The sequence below is a fragment of the Shewanella sp. MMG014 genome (genome assembly GCF_018100775.1).
In the GTDB taxonomy this organism is placed as follows: Bacteria; Pseudomonadota; Gammaproteobacteria; order Enterobacterales; family Shewanellaceae; genus Shewanella; species Shewanella japonica.
The window spans coordinates 399,888-419,546 of record NZ_JAGJDZ010000001.1 but is presented as its reverse complement, the minus strand read 5'-3'; the positions used below and the strand labels follow the sequence as shown (position 1 = coordinate 419,546).

18 protein-coding genes are annotated in these 19,659 nt (G+C 33.5%); all 18 read left to right on the top strand.

Features of this window, described 5'->3' with window-relative positions; all coding sequences use genetic code 11:
• The 18 genes from J8L86_RS01715 to rfbD all read left to right on the top strand — a co-directional run bounded on the left by J8L86_RS01715 (position 1) and on the right by rfbD (position 19,626).
• Positions 1 to 1,203, top strand: coding sequence for a hypothetical protein (locus J8L86_RS01715; RefSeq protein ID WP_211028429.1), 1,203 nt, complete (start codon positions 1 to 3; stop codon positions 1,201 to 1,203).
• A complete protein-coding gene (locus J8L86_RS01710) occupies positions 1,200 to 2,384 on the top strand; it encodes a glycosyltransferase (protein ID WP_211028428.1) in 1,185 nt (394 codons plus the stop codon). Before J8L86_RS01715 ends, J8L86_RS01710 begins: the two co-directional genes overlap by 4 nt.
• Positions 2,374 to 3,363 carry a CapA family protein gene (locus J8L86_RS01705; protein WP_211028427.1) on the top strand — a complete coding sequence of 330 codons (990 nt, stop codon included), beginning with the start codon at positions 2,374 to 2,376 and terminating at the stop codon, positions 3,361 to 3,363. Before J8L86_RS01710 ends, J8L86_RS01705 begins: the two co-directional genes overlap by 11 nt.
• On the top strand, positions 3,363 to 4,718 hold the full coding sequence (locus tag J8L86_RS01700; protein ID WP_211028426.1) for an AMP-binding protein: 1,356 nt from the start codon (positions 3,363 to 3,365) through the stop codon (positions 4,716 to 4,718). Before J8L86_RS01705 ends, J8L86_RS01700 begins: the two co-directional genes overlap by 1 nt.
• Positions 4,705 to 5,757, top strand: coding sequence for a glycosyltransferase (locus J8L86_RS01695; RefSeq protein ID WP_211028425.1), 1,053 nt, complete (start codon positions 4,705 to 4,707; stop codon positions 5,755 to 5,757). Before J8L86_RS01700 ends, J8L86_RS01695 begins: the two co-directional genes overlap by 14 nt.
• Complete coding sequence (locus J8L86_RS01690) at positions 5,735 to 7,189, top strand: O-antigen polymerase (RefSeq protein WP_211028424.1); 1,455 nt, start codon at positions 5,735 to 5,737, stop codon at positions 7,187 to 7,189. Before J8L86_RS01695 ends, J8L86_RS01690 begins: the two co-directional genes overlap by 23 nt.
• The gene (locus J8L86_RS01685) at positions 7,186 to 8,376 is read left to right on the top strand and encodes a glycosyltransferase family 4 protein (RefSeq protein WP_211028417.1); all 1,191 of its coding nucleotides are present in this window, start codon (positions 7,186 to 7,188) and stop codon (positions 8,374 to 8,376) included. Before J8L86_RS01690 ends, J8L86_RS01685 begins: the two co-directional genes overlap by 4 nt.
• Before the next feature lie 29 nt (positions 8,377 to 8,405).
• Positions 8,406 to 9,155, top strand: coding sequence for a glycosyltransferase family 2 protein (locus tag J8L86_RS01680; RefSeq protein ID WP_211028416.1), 750 nt, complete (start codon positions 8,406 to 8,408; stop codon positions 9,153 to 9,155).
• 48 nt (positions 9,156 to 9,203) lie between these two features.
• Entirely contained in the window at positions 9,204 to 10,169 is a 966-nt protein-coding gene (locus tag J8L86_RS01675; RefSeq protein WP_211028414.1) for a sugar transferase, read from the top strand.
• Between the two features lie 77 nt (positions 10,170 to 10,246).
• On the top strand, positions 10,247 to 11,413 hold the full coding sequence (locus tag J8L86_RS01670; RefSeq protein ID WP_211028411.1) for a nucleotide sugar dehydrogenase: 1,167 nt from the start codon (positions 10,247 to 10,249) through the stop codon (positions 11,411 to 11,413).
• Positions 11,414 to 11,440: 27 nt separating this feature from the next.
• Entirely contained in the window at positions 11,441 to 12,448 is a 1,008-nt protein-coding gene (locus J8L86_RS01665) for an NAD-dependent epimerase (protein ID WP_211028408.1), read from the top strand.
• 14 nt (positions 12,449 to 12,462) lie between these two features.
• Entirely contained in the window at positions 12,463 to 13,353 is an 891-nt protein-coding gene (gene galU, locus J8L86_RS01660) for a UTP--glucose-1-phosphate uridylyltransferase GalU (RefSeq protein WP_211028406.1), read from the top strand.
• Positions 13,353 to 14,366, top strand: a complete 1,014-nt coding sequence (gene galE, locus J8L86_RS01655) for a UDP-glucose 4-epimerase GalE (RefSeq protein ID WP_211028403.1) — start codon at positions 13,353 to 13,355, stop codon at positions 14,364 to 14,366. The genes galU and galE overlap by 1 nt, the downstream gene beginning before the upstream one ends.
• Before the next feature lie 309 nt (positions 14,367 to 14,675).
• Positions 14,676 to 16,031, top strand: coding sequence for a phosphoglucosamine mutase (gene glmM, locus J8L86_RS01650; RefSeq protein WP_211028402.1), 1,356 nt, complete (start codon positions 14,676 to 14,678; stop codon positions 16,029 to 16,031).
• A 212-nt stretch (positions 16,032 to 16,243) separates the two neighbouring features.
• Positions 16,244 to 17,311, top strand: coding sequence for a dTDP-glucose 4,6-dehydratase (gene rfbB / locus J8L86_RS01645; protein WP_211028400.1), 1,068 nt, complete (start codon positions 16,244 to 16,246; stop codon positions 17,309 to 17,311).
• Positions 17,308 to 18,216 carry a glucose-1-phosphate thymidylyltransferase RfbA gene (rfbA, locus tag J8L86_RS01640; protein WP_211028398.1) on the top strand — a complete coding sequence of 303 codons (909 nt, stop codon included), beginning with the start codon at positions 17,308 to 17,310 and terminating at the stop codon, positions 18,214 to 18,216. The genes rfbB and rfbA overlap by 4 nt, the downstream gene beginning before the upstream one ends.
• The gene (gene rfbC / locus J8L86_RS01635; RefSeq protein ID WP_348772638.1) at positions 18,200 to 18,739 is read left to right on the top strand and encodes a dTDP-4-dehydrorhamnose 3,5-epimerase; all 540 of its coding nucleotides are present in this window, start codon (positions 18,200 to 18,202) and stop codon (positions 18,737 to 18,739) included. The genes rfbA and rfbC overlap by 17 nt, the downstream gene beginning before the upstream one ends.
• Positions 18,736 to 19,626, top strand: a complete 891-nt coding sequence (rfbD, locus tag J8L86_RS01630) for a dTDP-4-dehydrorhamnose reductase (RefSeq protein WP_211028396.1) — start codon at positions 18,736 to 18,738, stop codon at positions 19,624 to 19,626. Before rfbC ends, rfbD begins: the two co-directional genes overlap by 4 nt.
• Positions 19,627 to 19,659: the final 33 nt, after the last annotated feature.

Below are 19,659 nucleotides of genomic sequence, written 5' to 3'. Positions count from 1 at the left end.
GTGTCAATTAGCAAAAAAATTGGATTAGAAGTTCTTCTAACAACATTTTATAATCTGTTGTCTTTAGTCTTGAAAAAAATATCTGGATTAATAATTACCATTTTTTTGGTAAGAATTATATCGATAGAAAGTTTTGGTGACTTTATGGAGGTGATTTTATCATCTTCATTTGCAATGAGTTTTAGTACTGCATATCTAGGTATTTCATTAATAAAAATTATATCAAAAGAGCCTGAGAATACCTTAAAGGCGAATGAATTGTTTACTGAATCTTTAATTCACTGGTTTTTTTGGTGTGTTTTTTATGCTGTTATTGTTGTATGTTTTAGCTTAAATTATTTTACTGTTTTCCTCTTACCAATAATATCTTTAGAATTTATGCTAGAAAGCTACTTTTTAGCTAGAAAAAAAAGTAACTTACTACCTAAATTGGCACTAGTAAAAATTTTCTTTGTTATGCTATTAGTGTTTTGGGTTAAATTTATTGATGATAATAATTTAATCGAAAAATATATCTTCTGCATGTTTTCTTATTTAATTGTATTTTTATTATACGCTAAATATTCTTTAGGCTTAGGGTTTAATTATCGGCATAAGTTGCAGTTTGATTATAGAAAGTTAATACTTCCAGCATTTATATCAAGAGTTCCTGTTGCTTCTGTTAATTACATAGTGGTAACCAAAATTGTTGCTGGCTTAGGTTCTACTTCGATGGCTATTTTTGCTGTAGCTATGCAATCAAGAATTATTATTGACTCAATTGCTGTTGTAATAGGGAAAACTGCTTTACCAATGTTATCGAACAAAATAAATGGAGATGTAAAAGAGTATCATTCTGTTTTGAAATATGTGATTTTGATGAATGTAGTTTCCTCAGTAATTATACTTTTAATATTATTAAGTTTTGGTAGTTTCTTACCTCACCTATTTAACATGGGGGGGGATGAGTTGGCTTACAAGACTATTTTATATTTTTGTTTTGGTAGTGTTATATCTATTTTAACTAGTACTGCTGGTAGTTATTTAGCTTCATCTAATCAAATGTGGGTGGGTGCAGCGCTTAATATATTGTGGAGTGTTATTTATATATCATTTGTATTGTATGCTGCAAAGTCAGTTGATGAAATTGCTATGTGTTGGTTCTATTCATATCTTGTTTATTTGTTCGTCATTTTAATTTGGCTTTATAGGAGAAAGTTTTGATTCAAATAGTGTATGGAGATATATCAAAAAGTACTGGTTTTAGTCAAAGAATAAGAAGACAAAAAAAATATGTATTTGATGAGATCGGACTGGAATATATTACTATAAATATTCCAAATAAAATGAACTCAGAAAGTTTAAAGGAATATAAAGCTGAAATAGATAAGCAATATCAGAATGTTATAGTTTTCTCAAATATCAACGAAGGAAAATTTAAAAAAGCTTTTAAAATTTTCAAACTCATATCGAAAATCAGAAGAGAAAGGTTAACTAATATTTTATATTGTGAATCTTTTATGGCATCATTTTTAGGTTCTCTTTATAAATTAATAAATCCTAAAGTTAAATTGATTATTGATATTCATGGTGTTGCACCAGAGGAACGATTTTATTACTCAAAGATGAGCAGTGTTAGCTTTAAGTTTCTGAAATTTATCGAATTTGCTTATATTAAATTAGCTTATCACGTGATTTGTGTTAGTCCAAAACTTAAAGCTCATTATGAATCAAATTACTTTAAAGATAGCTCTAGGATATCAGTAGTACCTAATTGTATTTTTGGCAATGAAAAAGATGTTAAACCTGAAATGTCTACTCAGGAAGAACTAACATTGAATAGAAAAGCTAAATCTTGGAGTGAAGAAGATATAGTTATTACTTATGCTGGTGGCATCGGTGTATATCATTGCTTGAATGAAATTGTAGAATTTTATATAAATGCAAGGAAAAACAATAATAATTTAAAATTACAGTTACTTATTCCACAAAACTATGATCTACAGGACGTGATTAGTTTTTCGGACCGTGAAAAGCATTCAATAAAGGTTTTGCAGGTCCCTCACAACAAGGTAAGTGAATATCTTAAAATTTCTGATTATCTTATAATTTTAAGGGAGAACTTATTATTAAATATTGTGGCTGATCCAACAAAAGTCCCAGAGTATTTGAGTGTAGGAGTGCCCTTAATTTATACATCTTCGGTAAGTACAGTTGCAGAAAATAAATTTAATATTTCTTTTAATTTTGATGATAGAGAATTAGTTTCAAAACAGCAACGTTTCGAAAGGGTTAGTTACCAAAATCGTACCAATTTATTCAAGCATAACAATGATTACCTCGTCAAGAATTACTCGTGGTCTAATTATATTGAAACATATAAAGAGGTTTTTAATGAGTCATAAGATCGAAGTTTTCGGTGATTTTTATTCAAAAGAAAAAGTTAACTTCGGATTTGATTTTGAAAATAATTCGTTTGTAAACTTAGAATGTCCTATCATTGATGTTATGGATGAATTTAAGCCTGAAAGTGGTAAGGTAAATTTATCAGCAGATTTTGAAGTACTAAGTTCATTTTCTAATATTAGTACAACTTTCACAGTAGCTAATAATCATATGTTAGATTTTGGGGGCAGAGGATTATCATCAACATTAAGAAAACTGGATTCACTAGGCTTTAACTATTTAGGCACTAAAGAAATAGAATTTGTTGTTGTAGAAGGAACTAATGTTGCAGTTATTAATGCGGTTTCTGAAAGCAGCGGTATAAAAAGAAATGGGGAATTGCTATTTGTTGACTCTGAAAGATTGAAGTTAATAGTTTCTGAACTTAAAAATAACTATAGGATTTTATTAATAGCTCATTGGGGGGATGAAGAGTGCAAGCTACCTAGGCCTGATGAAGTTGCTCTTGCTCATGAACTAATTGATATTGGTGTCTCATGTATAATAGGGCATCATGCTCACGTGATTCAATGTGCAGAAATTTATCAAGGTAAGTATATTTTTTATGGCATTGGAAACTTATTTTTTCCCGATATCGATCAACCATCTCATTTCGAAGATGGTATATATAAAAGAACCTTTAAAAAGAAACAAGGAACTCAAAATAAAAAATCAATTTCTATTGTTTTAAATGAATATTTGGAGCTGGTTCAGATAAAAAAATATTCATTTAAATCAAATCTAGTTAGCTATTGTGGAGACTTAAAGTTTAAGTCTATTGATAAAACAAATTTAATAAACTCGCCATCTTATTTCAATAAATATAAAAGCTCAAAAATAAACGGCCAAAGGAAATCAATGATATCTAGGTTTTTGATGGAGCCAAAACTATCCAAGTTTGTAAATATATTGAAATTCGTTAAACCAAGGGGGGAGTAATGAAAACAATACTAAAAAAAATTTTACTAAAGAATAAATATGGTAATGGTCATCATAAACTATTATGTGAACAATCTTTACCTCTCAAGGAATTACAGGGTTTACAACTTAAAAAATTAAATCTTCTTTTGCAACATGCATACGAGAAAGTGCCAGAATACCGAAAACGAATAAGGCTTGCTGGTTTAGTTGAAAACGAAATTGTTAATTTAACTAGTGTAAAGCAATTGTCAGAAATGAAAATACTAAGCAAAAAAGATATTATTGAATGCGGTAGTATGATGACTTCTTCTGATATATCAACAAGACAAGCTTATTTAAACTCTACTGGTGGATCTACGGGCACTCCTTTAAGCTTTTATCAAGACAATCAATTCAAGCAAGCTAAAGCTCAAACATTTAATCAAGTATTAGATTGGAGGAAGGTTAGCCCGTACGATGATCGAGTTGATTTATGGGGGGCTGAACGTGACACTTTCATCGGAAAAAAAGGGTTTATACAAAAATTAAAGGAATTTTCAACAAATAGAATAATACATAATAGCTTCAATATGAAAGAAAGCGATATTATTGATTTCCTCCAAGATATTAAGAAAAGAAACCCATCTTTGTTAGTTGCTTATTCAAATGCACTGCATCAAGTAGCAGTTTATGCTAAGCAGAATGAAATAAAAATGCCCAAGTTGTCAGCTATACATTGCGCAGCTGGACCATTGCATGAATTTATGCGCAAAGATATAGAGGCTGTTTTTGGTAATAATATCTACAACCATTATGGAACACGTGAAGTTTCATCTATAGCATCGGAATGTGATGCACATAGCGGCATGCATATTTTAATGATGGATAATATAGTTGAGATTGTTGATGACAATGGTTTAGCTGTAGAACAAGGTTTAGTTGGGAAAGTTTTAATCACAAATCTTAATAATTTTTCAATGCCTTTAATCCGCTATGATATAGGTGATTTAGGTTATATCATGAAATCAACTATTTGCTCATGTGGTTGTAGCTACCCTAAGTTAGGTGATGTGCAAGGTAGAACCGGTGATGTCTTTATTAGTAGTTCAGGAAATAGAGTACTTCCTGAGTTTTTTATACATTTAGTCGGTGTAGTTAACAAAAACGATTCTATTTCAAAGTTTCAATTTATACAAAATGACTTAGATAAATTAGAATTACTTTTAGTGTGTAAAGCTAAATTAGATAATGAATACTTTGTAAAAATGAAGTCGAATATAGAGTCAGCAATGGGGGTGGAAATTGAATTGGATTTATTATATGTCGATGATATACCACAAATGAAGAATGGTAAGCACCAATATACACGGAGCTTAAGTCATGCTTCCAACTAAAATTAAACTGCTAGTCTTAACTCCATCATTAGTCGGTGGAGGAGCAGAGAAAATAGTTTTCAATATTCTAAATAAACTCGATAAATCAAAATTTGCAATCACACTTTTAATTCCTTTAGGGAGTGAAAGTGTGATTATCCCAGATGTTAACGTAATTAGACTTAAAAATAAAAGAATTAGCCGCTCTATATTTGAAATTATTACTTTAATGCGCGAGGGAAAGTTTGATTATATTTTTACTACTCATTTTCATTATTCTATTGTTGCATTTTTAGCTAAAACCTTGGCATTTAGTGGGGCTAAAAATTTTGTTAGGGAAAGTAATTATCGTTCAGAAATTGTTAAGTCATTGTCAGGGAAACTCTTTTATTCTTTTTTTTACAACTTTTGTTGTCATAAATTGATTTTACAGTCGCCAAATATGGAAACTGTTTATCATAATTATTTTAAAGTTAAAAAAAATAAAACTTTAGTGATACCTAATTTTTTAGATGGTGACTCAATTATTGATAAATCTAAAGAAAAAATAAATTTTAGTAAGTCTAAAGGAAATATTAAAACTGTAATGTCCTTTGGCCGATTGGAAAAAGCAAAAGGTTTTGACTTACTAATTAAAGATATAGCTCTCAATATAAATGAATCTTCCAATTTGGTTTTTTATATTTTTGGGGATGGTTCTGAGTTTGATAATTTACAAAACTTAATAATTAATAACAAATTGTCAGATAAAATAAAACTTATGGGTTTTGTTAACAACCCTTACCCATTTATACTTCAAGCCGATATCATTGCTCTTCCCTCAAGATTAGAAGGTTTTCCAAACATTGTACTTGAATGTCTTAAGTTGAATAAAAGAGTTATTTCCTATGATATAAGTGGTGTTGTCGATATACCTTATATAGACAAAGTCCCTTGTCAACCAGGGTTGTTTATTGAACGCTTATTAGAGGTTTTAAATGAATCTGATAAAGATTATTCTGTAGATTTAAGCCATTTTGAAAGTAGTATTAAGAAATATGAATCAATTTTTAGCTTTTAATAAAACGCTAGTTGTTATAATCCTAGGAGTAGTTTCCTTTTTATTATTACAATTACCTTTTCTTTTTGATGAAAATTCAACATCTGGATTGATGTTTTTTTTGTTTTTCATAGTTATTACTTCAACTTTTCTAATACTAATGTACCTTGTTAATTACTGTTTGAAAAAATACGGTGTTAAAGTTACATTGGTTTCCTTGCTTACGCCCTTTTGTTTCGGTTTTATATGGACCTATGTTGTAAATCCTGTCCTTTTTTTTGTATACAGAGATTTTGATTTTGTATTTCGTATAGGAATAGACTACAGTCAAATTAAAGACCAAATACTTTTTTCTGTTTTTCATGTAAGTATATTATCTTTAATTGGTATGATTATGCTTACTGCAGGTTTTGTAATAGGTAAACCTTTTACTTTTTCTGTATTTAAACGTTTTTCTCATTTAAAATTAAATAACAAGTTCTTTATCTTATTGTTTTTTTGTATTAGCTCTTTTGGTGTATACCTTTATGTTCGTCAATTTGGAGGGTTAAATTTATTTTTGCAAAATGTAATGTCAATACGAACAGGTCAGTTCGAAGGTGATGTTTCTATTCCTATTCTTCGTTATGCGATATTAGCACTTCAATTAGCCAATTATCTTATTTTATTACATTGTCTTAAGAAATGTGAAAGCATGAAATTGGTTTTTATATTAACTATGTTTACAATGGCTTGCCTTATTCTAATGGGAGGGAGAGGTATATTAATTAATCATTTCCTTGTTATAGGTTTTATTTATAGTCAATATAAAAATATTAAATTCAGTCAGTTGTTTTCATTTTTGCTTGTTTCTTTATTTATTCTAATTTATTTTAGGAAAATACTCTTTTACCTTCAGGGTAACGACACATCATTTGTAGGTAATGATGTAGGTATTATTGAACAACTGAACAGTATTTTTTTGAAAAACTACAATTACGAACAAACTTTATTGATAGTAGGAGACTTCTTAAATAATGTACCATTGCTCTTATTATCTCCACTTGTCGATACCATTACTACTTTTTGGCCTGAAAGTATAATTCCAATTGGAAAATATGACGAGCCTAAATTTACTTATTTAATAACAGATTTATTAACTAATCGTAATGTTGAAGATACAATGACACCAGGGCTTATTGGCCTATTTTACTTAATGTTTAGAGATGTAGGGATAGTAATAGGTTTTTTTATAATTGGATATTTTATAAAAGTTTCAATGTTCATTCGACCATTCCTTATTAGAAATGATCTTGTTTTACTACTTTATTCTATCTTTTGGGTTAGCTTTTTATCATTATCGTCCAGTGGATCTATTGAAGCTGCCTTTAAAGGTTATATGATAAGAGTATTACCTTTATTTATCTTTTTACCATTTTTCTTTTTTAAGTTTGTCTGGAGACGAAAGTTTTGAAGTCTGTAGCAGTAGTATTAATGCAATTCCCACAACCATCTGAAACTTTTGCTTCAGGTGATATAAAGAGTCTATATAGTTCTGTAGATAGTTTAAGTGTACATCCCCTTAGATTAAAAACAAAAAAAACAGATGGCTTGATTAAGGAAAGAGAGTTAGATAATATTCCAATTTATAATTTGTCATATATTCAATTCTTTAAAAGTCTTTTATGTATGTTTTTTTCTTTTAAAAAGTTATTTTTTTTGTTGAATGTGATTTGCTTTGAAAATGGAGCTTGCTCTTTTAAGGAAAGAATTAAACAAGTAATTCTTTTACCCAGTGTTTTTTATCAATTTAACCATTTAAAAAAAATACAACCTGATATTATTCATTTGTTTTGGGGGCACTATCCAAGTCTTTTAGGGATTCTAGTTAAAAAATACATGGAAAACTGTAAATTATCAACTTTTTTAGGCGCGTATGATCTAGAGCTTGATTTACCTGTTACAAGAAAATGCTTATTAAGTTCTGATTTTGTTTTTACTCATACCAATGGTAATAGGAATATAATAAAGAACAAATATAATGTTGATGCCAAAGTGATTTATCGTGGTTTTGATTTTAATAAGTATAAGGCGTTTATTAGTTTAAATGTAAAAAAGGATCCATTTCTTATTTGTTCTGTCGGTCGTTTAATAAAAGAAAAAGGTTTTGATGATGTCATAAATGTTTTTTCCAAAATCTTTAAAAATGATAGTAGATATCGACTCTTAATTATTGGTGATGGTCCTTATAAAAACGAATTAGTTAAACTTTCTGTAAGCTCAAATTGTGATAAAAGTATAACTTTCCTTGGGCATTTAAGCCATGAAGATACAATGTTTTATATTGGTAGTTCTACTTTTTTCATTTTTATGTCTTATTATAAGGGAGAGCGTTTACCGAATGTCGTTAAAGAAGCTATGGCACTGTCTACGGTTTCAATAGTTTCCCAAACACAAGATATACAGGAATTAATTACTGATAAAACAGATGGTTTTATTGTAAATCAACGTGATGTAAATGCTGCCGTTGATGTTTTTGATGCTTTATCTAATTATAGGGCTATTGACTTTTTAGAGCTTCAACGTAAAGGTGTAGTCAAAATATCATCTAAGTTTTCACTTGATAATTCGGTGCGCACCTTACTTAACACATGGTTTTAACTAATTTGAATTATAGTCGGAGTGAGATTTTGAAAGGTAAACATCTAATTTCAATAGTTATGCCTTGTTACAATTCAGAAGCATATATCGAGTCAGCCATAAAATCTGTATTATGTCAAACTTATGAGAATTTTGAGCTACTTATTACAGATGATTGTTCTAGTGATTCAACTTGTTTAATAGTAGAAAGGCTTTCCAGTAAAGATTCACGTATTAAATTCCATAAACTTGATAAAAATTGTGGAGCAGGTCGAGCACGTAATAATTGCATAAATCTTGCCGAAGGACGATTTATTGCCTTTTTAGATGCTGATGATTTGTGGGTAAATAATAAATTAGAATTGCAGTTAGCTTTTATGTTGGAAAATAAATATGAGTTTACTTATACCTTTTACCAAAAGTTTACTTCTGAGAAATGTTTATCTGTTGTCACAGCTCCCTTAGTTACAAGCTATAATAAATTACTTTATAGTAACGTTATTGGTTGTTTGACAGTAATTTATGATACGGAGCGAATAGGTAAACTTTATATGCCGCTTATCCGGAAACGTCAAGATTTAGGTTTGTGGTTAGAAATACTTAATATTTTGCCTCATGCTTATTGTTTACCTTTAAATTTGGCTAGATATCGTATCGATAGTGGTATGACTTCCAACAAGTTTACAGTGTTATCTTATCAATGGCGTTTTTATCGTAATGTAATAGGTTTAAGCCTTAGTAAATCATTATTTGCTTTTTGTGTTTACTCAGTAAAGGGGCTGCTGAAGTCAATTAAGTAATTCAGGGTGTAGTTTACTCATATTTATTTGTTATCACGGGTGTAATCAATGAAAGGTAGAAAAGGTTTCAGATTTAATTCAGCGCTAAGTAAATTAAAATCTAATAGGGAAGCAAGGCAGTTACAAGTTATTTATGTTTACTGCCCGAAAGATTGTGAAATAGAAGTAGGTAAAATTATAAGTGATTTTTCTTTTGACATCGTTCTCAATGATTATTCTATTTCTAATATAAGTAATAAAGTTATTTGTCATTTTGAAAGTGTAAGGTTAAGTGATAAAGAAAAGGACTTTTTAATAAATGCGACTGAACTAGGTGCTTGGGTTGAACCTTTAGTTACTTATTTAGATTCTCGTTTAGGTTACACAGAAGTTAAGTTGTTGCATAGTGGTTATTTCTTACATCAGAAAGCTTTTTCAATTTTATCTAATAAAAGAATTCAATATACTAAAAGATTTGTAGATCTAACTGCAGCAATTACTTTATTTTTCCTTACTTTACCCATTGGTATATTAACCGCGATAGCAATTAAACTTGAAAGCTCTGGTCCTATTTTTTATCGGCAGAAAAGAACTGGTGAATATAATGTTGAATTCGAAGTGATTAAATTTAGGTCAATGACAATTGATGCGGAAAGTGGCGGTGCCCAGTGGGCTACTAAAAATGATGTTCGTGTTACATCAGTTGGGAAATTTATTCGTAAAACAAGAATTGACGAGTTACCTCAGATATTTAATATTTTTAAAAATGAAATGTCTATAGTCGGTCCAAGACCGGAAAGGGAGGTTTTTATTGAAAGTTTGGAGCAAGAAATCCCTTATTATCGTTTTAGACATGCAGTTAAACCTGGAATAACAGGGCTAGCTCAGGTTAGTTATCCATATGGCGCTTCTTTAGAAGATGCTGTATGGAAGCATAAGTATGATATCTTTTATATAAAGCATCATACGACTCTTTTGGATTTGAAAATTTTATTGTCTACTATTCGTGTAGTGTGTTTCGGGATGGGCCGATGAGTATTGGTTGGGGAAATACAACTAATTTAATATTGCTTATTCTCTATAAGGTTAAAGTTTTAAACTAAGGAAAAATAATGAAAATTGCCGTAGCAGGTACTGGCTATGTTGGCATGTCTAATGCTGTCTTACTGTCTCAGAATCATAATGTTGTAGCTGTCGATATAATAGAAGATAAAGTTAATCTAATTAATGAAGGAAAATCACCTATCGTAGATGTTGAATTAGAAGATTATCTTACTAATAAGAATCTCCACTTGACTGCTACTACTGACAAAGAATTAGCTTATAAGAATGCTAAGTACGTGATTATTGCGACGCCAACGGACTATGATGTGGAAACAAATTATTTCAATACCTCGTCTGTAGAAACGGTAATAAAAGATGTAATGTCTATAAATCCTAATGCGATAATGGTCATAAAATCCACTGTCCCTGTTGGTTATACGGCACGAATCAGAGAAGAGTTAGGTTGTGATAAAATAATTTTTTCGCCAGAGTTTTTGCGAGAGGGTCGTGCTCTTTATGATAACCTGCATCCATCAAGGATTATTGTTGGTGAACGTAGTGAACGGGCTCAAGTATTCGCAAGCCTTCTAGTAGAAGGCGCTGTAAAAAATAATATAGAAGTGTTGTTTACTGATTCTACGGAAGCGGAAGCTGTAAAGTTATTCTCAAATACGTACCTTGCTTTGCGGGTTGCCTATTTTAATGAGTTAGATACATATGCCGAAAGTCATGGCTTGGATGCACGTCAGATTATTGAGGGTGTTGGTTTAGACCCGCGTATAGGTTCTCATTACAATAATCCTTCATTCGGTTACGGCGGTTACTGTTTACCTAAAGATACTAAACAACTACGTGCCAATTATGCTGATGTACCAAATAGTATTATTAGTGCAATTGTTGATGCCAATACAACACGTAAAGACTTTATTGCTAACAGTATCTTAAAGCGAAACCCTAAGCGAGTGGGTATTTATCGTTTGATTATGAAGTCAGGTTCTGACAACTTTCGAGCATCAAGTATTCAGGGTATTATGAAGCGATTGAAGGCTAAAGGTATTGAAGTCGTTGTTTATGAGCCTGTTTTGAAAGATGATGAGTTTTTCCACTCTAAAGTGATTAAATCACTTGAAGAATTTAAAACGAGTTGTGATGTAATTGTGTCAAATCGAATGGTTGAGGAAATACGCGATGTAAGCACAAAAGTGTATACTCGCGATCTTTTTGGTTCAGATTAGAACTTTAAATTAAGTCTTGAGAAGTTTATGAAATATTTAGTCACTGGTGTAGCAGGTTTCATTGGTAGCGCTGTAGTTGAAAAGTTAACTGCAGCAGGTCATGTAATTATTGGAGTTGACAATCTCAATGATTATTATGATGTTAATTTAAAACTTGCGCGTTTAAAGCGTATTGAAAATGAAAAATTTCGTTTAATCGAGTTGGATATCGCTGATAGATATGCAGTTAAACAGTTATTCGAAACTGAGAAATTTGATCGAGTGATTCATCTAGCGGCACAAGCAGGTGTTAGGTATTCGATTGAGAACCCTCATGCCTATGCAGATTCTAATTTAGTTGGGCATTTAAACATTCTAGAAGGATGCCGTACCACTAATGTAAAGCATTTAGTCTATGCATCTTCTAGCTCAGTTTATGGATTGAATGCTAAAACTCCATTTTCGACTGCTGACAGTGTTGATCATCCAGTTTCTCTATACGCTGCTACAAAAAAGTCTAATGAGTTAATGGCACACAGTTATTCTCACTTATACGATATTCCTACTACAGGCCTTCGTTTTTTCACGGTATATGGCAGTTGGGGGCGACCTGATATGGCGCCGTTTATCTTTACTAAAAAGATTTTAGATGGTGAAATAATAGACATTAATAACAATGGAGATATGTGGCGTGATTTTACCCATGTAGATGATATTGTAGAAGGTGTTGTCCGTATTGCTGATGTGATACCAAGTCGAGATAAATTATGGACTGTTGAGAATGGCTCACCTGCGACAAGTTCAGCCCCATACTCTGTTTATAATATTGGTCATGGTTCACCTATTAATTTGATGGATTTTGTTAAAGCTATTGAAGATGAGTTGGGTATTGAAGCCAAGAAACATTTTAGAGAAATGCAACCAGGTGATGTTTATCAAACTTATGCGGAAGTAGCAGACTTATTTGAATCTACCGGCTATAAACCTTCTATAGGGATAAAAGAAGGTGTTAAAGAATTCGTACAATGGTATAAAAGTTTCTATAAAGTTAATTAGATGAGAAATATTTTATGAAAGTAGTTATTCCCGTTGCAGGCCTTGGCACACGAATGCTTCCTGCCACTAAAGCTATCCCAAAAGAGATGCTTCCTATTGTTGATAAGCCTCTGATTCAGTACATCGTAAATGAATGTGTTGCAGCTGGTGTTAAAGAGATTGTATTGGTTACTCATGCCAGTAAAAATGCCATTGAAAACCACTTTGATAAATCTTATGAACTCGAGTCAACGCTTGAAAAGCGCGTTAAACGTCAGCTGTTAGAAGAAGTCCAATCTATCTGTCCTAAAGATGTTTCAGTTATCAGTGTCCGTCAAGGTGAAGCTAAAGGGTTAGGGCATGCAGTGTTGTGCGCTAAGCCTTGTATTGGTAATGAACCTTTTGCAGTGGTATTACCTGACGTTATTTTAGATGAATATACCGCAAATCAAAAAACTGAAAACTTAGCTGCGATGATGTCACGTTACCATACAAGTTTTGCAAGTCAGATTATGGTTGCGTCAGTACCAGATAATGAAGTCAATAAATACGGTATTGCGGACTGTAATGGTGACAAAATTGCACCAGGTGATTCAGCTAAAATTAAAGCGATGGTTGAAAAGCCTGCTATTGGTAGCGCGCCTTCAAATTTAGCGGTTGTTGGCCGTTATGTGTTATCTGAAAAAATCTGGCCTTTATTAGCTAAGACACCAGCGGGTGCAGGTGATGAAATTCAGTTAACTGATGCTATTGATATGCTCATCGAGCAAGATACGGTTGAGGCATTCAACATGACCGGTAAATCACACGATTGTGGTGATAAACTGGGTTACATGAAAGCGTTTGTTGAGTATGGACTAAGGGACAAAAAACTCGGGAAAGAGTTTTTAACTGAAGTAAAAAGCTTGATTAAGGATTGTAAGTAATGTCTGTTCTTATAACGGGTGGAGCTGGTTATATTGGTAGCCATACGATTGTAGAGTTACTAAATATCGGTACAGATGTTGTTGTTATTGATAATTTATCTAATTCCAGTTTAGAAAGCTTATCCCGTGTTAAAAGTATTACAGCACAGCAAGTTACTTTTTACGAAGGTGATATTTTAGATAAAGCCTTATTACGAAAAATTTTTAGTGAAAATAACATCGAAGCAGCTATTCATTTTGCAGGGCTTAAAGCTGTAGGTGAATCTGTTGAACAGCCATTAAAGTATTATACCAACAACGTCACTGGTACTATCGTTTTATGCGAAGTCATGGCTGAGTTTGGTATAAAGAATTTAGTGTTTAGTTCTTCTGCAACGGTTTATGGTGATCCTGCGAGTTTGCCTATTTTAGAGTCTTTTCCGGCTTCAGCAACTAATCCTTATGGCCAATCTAAATTAGTCGTTGAGTATATTCTTGCTGATTTGCATCATTCAGATCCTAGTTGGAATATTGCATGTTTACGATATTTTAACCCAGTTGGTGCACATGACAGTGGTTTAATTGGTGAAGATCCAAATGATATACCAAATAACTTAATGCCATTTATCTCTCAAGTTGCTATAGGTAAAAGAGAAAAACTAATGGTGTTTGGTGATGACTATGCAACACCGGACGGTACAGGCGTTAGGGATTATATTCATGTTGTCGATTTAGCTGTTGGGCATTTAAAAGCATTAGATAAGTTAAAAACTAATTGTGGTCTGGTAACCTATAATTTAGGAACTGGTCAAGGTTATAGTGTTTTAGAAATGGTAAAAGCTTTTGAAAAAGCTTCAAATAAAAAAATTAAATATGATATTGTTGCTCGTCGTCCTGGTGATATAGGTGCTTGCTATGCAGATCCAAAAAAAGCCAAAATAGAGCTAAATTGGGCTGCGACTCATAATCTCGACGATATGGTTAACAGCAGTTGGAAGTGGCAATCACAAAACCCTAAAGGATATAGTGATTAAAGTTTAGCATTAATTTCTATTCGTTTTATATCTAGTTAAAGAAGGTTTTGAGTTCATTCTCAAAACCTTTTTTAATTCATATGTATTACGAATCATTTCTAAATGAGTTAATTAAGATCTAAATTACGATAAACCTACCACTTTTGTATTTGAATTATTATATCAATTTACTATTGTTTGATTGGTTCTCTTATACTCTTAGAATAACTTGATGCACATTTTTCTTTCAGTTTGGTATATAATTCTTTCAATTAATCGAGTATTTATTTTTTGTTGTCACCAAAAAGGATTTTTGTTTTCGGAGTGGTTATGTCTCGTAAGTATTTTGGCACCGACGGGGTGCGTGGCAAAGTTGGTGAGTTTCCGATTAACCCATCATTTGCAATGAAGTTAGGTTGGGCTGCTGGGACGGTTTTAGCGTCAGCAGGCACCAAAGAAGTGATTATCGGTAAAGATACTCGTATCAGTGGTTATATGATTGAAACTGCCATGCAAGCAGGTTTTTCTGCCGCGGGTATTAATTGTGCCTTAGTTGGGCCTATGCCGACTCCAGCTATTGCGTATTTAACCTCAACCTTCCGAGCTGATGCTGGTGTAGTAATTAGTGCATCGCACAATCCGTATTATGATAATGGCATTAAGCTTTTTTCGAATTCGGGAACCAAACTGAATGATGCCCAAGAACTAGAAATTGAACACTTATTAGATCAAGCGATTAACCATGGCGCTATGACGTGTGTCGATTCAGCTAAACTTGGCAAAGTTCGCCGTATTGGCGATGCTGCTGGTCGTTATATTGAGTTTTGTAAAGGTACATTCGATAAAAATAAGTCATTAACCGGTTTAAAAATCGTTGTAGATTCAGCCAACGGCGCGGCATATCACATTGCTAAAGAAGTCTATGCTGAGCTAGGTGCTGAAGTCATTAGTATCAACGATAAGCCTGATGGTCTTAATATTAATGAGCGTTGTGGTGCGACACATTTAGATAGCTTACAAACTGCTGTAATGGTACATGAAGCTGATTTAGGGATTGCGCTTGATGGTGATGCTGACCGAGTAATGTTTGTCGATCACAACGGACATATCATTGATGGTGATGAAATTATTTTTATACTTGCACAAGCCTTTAAACATTCAGGAGAGCTTGAAGGTGGTGTTGTTGGCACATTAATGTCAAATCTTGGTTTAGAGATCGCGCTTAAAGAAATGGATATTCCATTTGTACGTGCCAAGGTTGGCGATCGTTATGTTGTTGAACAGTTAAAAGAAACTGGCTGGCAACTTGGTGGCGAAGGTTCAGGGCATATTTTAAGTCTTAAACATACCACCACGGGAGATGGCATTGTTGCTTCTCTTCAGGTTCTTGATGCCATTATTGAGTCAGGGAAAAGTTTAGCTGAAGTTAAGTCTGGTATGACCAAGCTACCTCAAGTATTGATAAATGTTAAATTGCAGGCTGATAATGCTGATGAAATCATTGCATCAGATGCTGTTCAAGCTTCTGTGTCAGCCGCTGAGTCTTTCATGGGCGAACGTGGCAGAGTGTTATTACGTAAATCTGGCACTGAACCGCTAATTCGTGTGATGGTTGAATCTACTTGTGCAGAAATGACGCAAACTCAAGCTCAAACTATTGCAGATGCTGTGAAGCTAGCGGGTTAAAACTTGCTGTTGTGAATGACTTTTACATCATTTTTGGTGATTTAGCGCTGTAGCGATAACATGATTAAACTTTACAATGCCAGCGTAATTAACGCTGGCATTTTTGTTTTATTTGATACAATCCAATTTTAATTAGTGACTACAGCGTAGTTATCACAGACATATTTAATGTGATTCGTTAGTTACTTCATTATTGCTTGAACAGGGTAAATATGATTTTAGTCACAGGTGGTGCCGGATTTATTGGCGTCAATTTAATTCGTTATATTTTAGATTCAGCTAATGAATCTGTGGTTAATGTAGATGCCTTATCTTATTCTGGCAATTCAGCCTCTTTAAAGAGTGTAGAGCTCAATTCTTGTTATCACTTCGTTCACGCTAATATTTGTGATGAGATAGCCCTTAAGCAAATCTTTAATAAATATAAACCTACAGCCGTGATGCATTTGGCGGCTGAGAGTCATGTTGATCGTTCAATAGATGGTCCTTCAGAGTTTATTGAAACAAATATTGTAGGTACGTTTAAATTACTTGAGGCTAGTAAAAGTTATTGGCTGTCGTTAAGTAAGCAAGATAGAGATGACTTTCGATTTATTCACGTTTCAACTGACGAAGTCTATGGTGATTTAGAACAAGATGTTCAAGCTTTTAATGAAATAACCGCTTACAAGCCTAGCTCTCCTTATTCCGCGTCAAAGGCGGCTGCTGATCACTTAGTAATGGCATGGCATCGGACATATGGTTTACCGGTTATTATTACTCATTGTTCAAATAACTATGGTCAGTTTCAATATCCTGAAAAGCTTATTCCTCATATGATTTTAAATGCATTAGCAATGAAGTCATTGCCGGTTTATGGAGACGGTTCCCAAATCAGAGATTGGTTACATGTCGATGACCATGTTTGTGCTCTGTACGAAATATTAAAAAAAGGGCGAGTAGGTGAGACATACAATATCGGTGGCCAAAATCAAATGACGAATTTGGATGTCGTTAGTCAAATCTGTGAACTGTTGGATGAACTAAAACCGTGTTCAGCTAATATTGGTTCATATGCTAACTTAATTAATTTTGTTGCTGACAGACCTGGACATGATATTCGGTATGCTATTGATATTACAAAAATACAAACTGAATTGGGTTGGTATCCACAAGAGTCATTTAGGGCAGGTTTACGCAAAACGGTGGAGTGGTATCTAGCCCATTTGTCTTGGTGTCAAAATATTATAGATAAAGATTACCAATGTGCGCCTAGTGAAAGAGGTGTAATAATTAAATGAAGCTAATAAAGTCGTCTAATTATAAAGGGATTATTCTTGCTGGTGGCAGCGGGAGTAGACTTTACCCTATTACTTTTGGTACTTCAAAGCAGCTACTCCCTGTTTATGATAAACCAATGATTTATTACCCTTTATCTGTACTTATGTTGGCAGGTATTCGAGATGTATTAATCATTTCCAGTGCAGATGATTTGGGTAATTTTAAGCGTTTACTTGGCAATGGTGAACAATTTGGCATTAGCATTAGCTATGAAGTACAAGCCTCACCTGATGGGCTTGCACAAGCTTTTTTAATTGGTGAATCATTTATTGGCGACAGTAATGTGGCTCTTGTACTCGGCGATAATGTCTTTTATGGACAAAGCTTTAGCGAGCAGCTGAGTCGAGCGGTTTCTCAATCATCTGGTGCGACAATATTTGGCTATAGAGTGAGCGAGCCACAGCGTTTTGGTGTGATTGGTTTTGATCTCGATGGCAAAGTTATCAGCATAGAAGAAAAGCCTCTCAAGCCAAAGTCTAATCATGTTGTTACAGGCCTGTATTTTTATGATAACGAGGTCATCTCCATTGCTAAATCGATTAAGCCTTCCAAACGAGGAGAGCTGGAAATTACCGATGTAAATACTGCTTATCTGAGTCGTAACCAATTGAATGTTGAAATATTAGGCCGAGGGTTTGCCTGGCTAGATACAGGCACTTATGACTCATTATTAGAGGCGAGCCATTTTGTTCAAACTGTTGAAAAGCGACAAGGGTTGAAAGTTGCTTGCTTAGAAGAAATTGCTTTTATCAATAATTGGATAGATACATCAGTGTTGAAGCAACAAGCACAAAGGCATCAACAGACTGCTTATGGTGATTACCTTTTTCAACTTGCAAAGGAAAACGATGATGAAGGTTATTGAAACCCGTTTGCCTGATGTAAAAGTAATCGAGCCGAGAGTATTCAATGATGACCGAGGGTTCTTTTATGAAAGTTTTCAATCATCCCGGTATATGCAAATACTCGAAATGACTAAACCCTTTGTTCAATCTAATATTTCACAATCAAAGTATGGGGTATTAAGAGGGCTTCACTTCCAGCACCCCAAACCTCAAGGTAAACTCATTAGCGTGACACGAGGGCATATTTTTGATGTTGCAGTGGACTTACGGCTTGACTCAGAAAACTATGGTCAATGGGTTGGCGTTGAATTGTCAGAAGAAAATAAACGTCAAATATGGATACCAGAGGGCTTTGCTCATGGTTTTCTTACTTTATCTAGCATTGCGGATGTAGAGTATAAGTGCACAGATTATTACTCGCCGCAGCATGAAGCCAGCTTACAATGGAATGATCCTGAAATCGGCATAATTTGGCCGATAAATGATCCCATTTTATCAATGAAAGATCAGTGCGGGGTTCAGTTAAAGGATTTAACTTTGTGAAAGTGTGGTTAGTTGGCGCAGAAGGCCAGTTAGGCAAGAGCATTATTGCTCACGTCAATGAGCATTGTGCGGTTTATAAGGCATCACTGCATTTAGTTTGCACTTCAAAAAATGACGTTGATATTTGTCATTTCCCGTCTATATCAGAGTTTGTCACTGAGCATTCTCCCGATATTATCGTTAATGCCGCTGCTTACACAGATGTAGAATCAGCTGAGAATAATTTAATACGCTGTCAACAAGTCAACGTCAATGGCGTAGCTAATCTAACTAATGCAGCTAAAGCATTAGCGATTCCAATAATTCATATTTCAACGGATTATGTTTTTGATGGGAATAGTTCAGTGCCTTATATTGAAACTGACTCAACACACGCGCTTAATGTGTATGGGCAATCGAAATGTGAGAGTGAAGCGCTAGTTCAGCAAATATCCGACAAGTATATTATTCTTCGTACAGCTTGGTTAGTAAGCTCTTTTGGGCGTAACTTCGCTAAGACTGTCATGTCTTTATCAAAGCAACATTCACAGTTAAGTATGATTTCAGATCAACTAGGTTGTCCCACTTATGCCGACGATTTGGCAACAACCATTTGTCATATAATACTGGCAATCGAAAAGGGTAAATCTGATTGGGGCATATTTCATTATTGTGGCGATACAGCAATGAGCTGGTATGAGTTAACTGAGAATATCTTAGATGAAGCCGTGATTCAGCAAAAGATAACATCTAGACCAGACGTATTTGCGATAACCTCTGATGAATATTCAACCGAAGCAATTAGGCCAAAATATTCTGTCATGAACTGTCAAAAAATACATGATATCTGGGGCATAGTTACCCCAGAATGGAAGGACTCTCTTAAACGATTGGTTCAAAATTTATAGAAGATGTATAAACTCATTGTTTGAATCGCGTAT

Coding starts and splice junctions, on each gene's coding strand:
- J8L86_RS01665 (WP_211028408.1), top strand. CDS start 11,441: ATGAAATATTTAGTCACTGGTGTAGCAGGTTTCATTGGTAGCGCTGTA.
- rfbA (WP_211028398.1), top strand. CDS start 17,308: ATGAAGCTAATAAAGTCGTCTAATTATAAAGGGATTATTCTTGCTGGT.
- J8L86_RS01690 (WP_211028424.1), top strand. CDS start 5,735: ATGAATCAATTTTTAGCTTTTAATAAAACGCTAGTTGTTATAATCCTA.
- J8L86_RS01675 (WP_211028414.1), top strand. CDS start 9,204: ATGAAAGGTAGAAAAGGTTTCAGATTTAATTCAGCGCTAAGTAAATTA.
- J8L86_RS01670 (WP_211028411.1), top strand. CDS start 10,247: ATGAAAATTGCCGTAGCAGGTACTGGCTATGTTGGCATGTCTAATGCT.
- rfbC (WP_348772638.1), top strand. CDS start 18,200: ATGATGAAGGTTATTGAAACCCGTTTGCCTGATGTAAAAGTAATCGAG.
- glmM (WP_211028402.1), top strand. CDS start 14,676: ATGTCTCGTAAGTATTTTGGCACCGACGGGGTGCGTGGCAAAGTTGGT.
- J8L86_RS01705 (WP_211028427.1), top strand. CDS start 2,374: ATGAGTCATAAGATCGAAGTTTTCGGTGATTTTTATTCAAAAGAAAAA.
- J8L86_RS01695 (WP_211028425.1), top strand. CDS start 4,705: ATGCTTCCAACTAAAATTAAACTGCTAGTCTTAACTCCATCATTAGTC.
- rfbB (WP_211028400.1), top strand. CDS start 16,244: ATGATTTTAGTCACAGGTGGTGCCGGATTTATTGGCGTCAATTTAATT.
- galU (WP_211028406.1), top strand. CDS start 12,463: ATGAAAGTAGTTATTCCCGTTGCAGGCCTTGGCACACGAATGCTTCCT.
- J8L86_RS01700 (WP_211028426.1), top strand. CDS start 3,363: ATGAAAACAATACTAAAAAAAATTTTACTAAAGAATAAATATGGTAAT.
- galE (WP_211028403.1), top strand. CDS start 13,353: ATGTCTGTTCTTATAACGGGTGGAGCTGGTTATATTGGTAGCCATACG.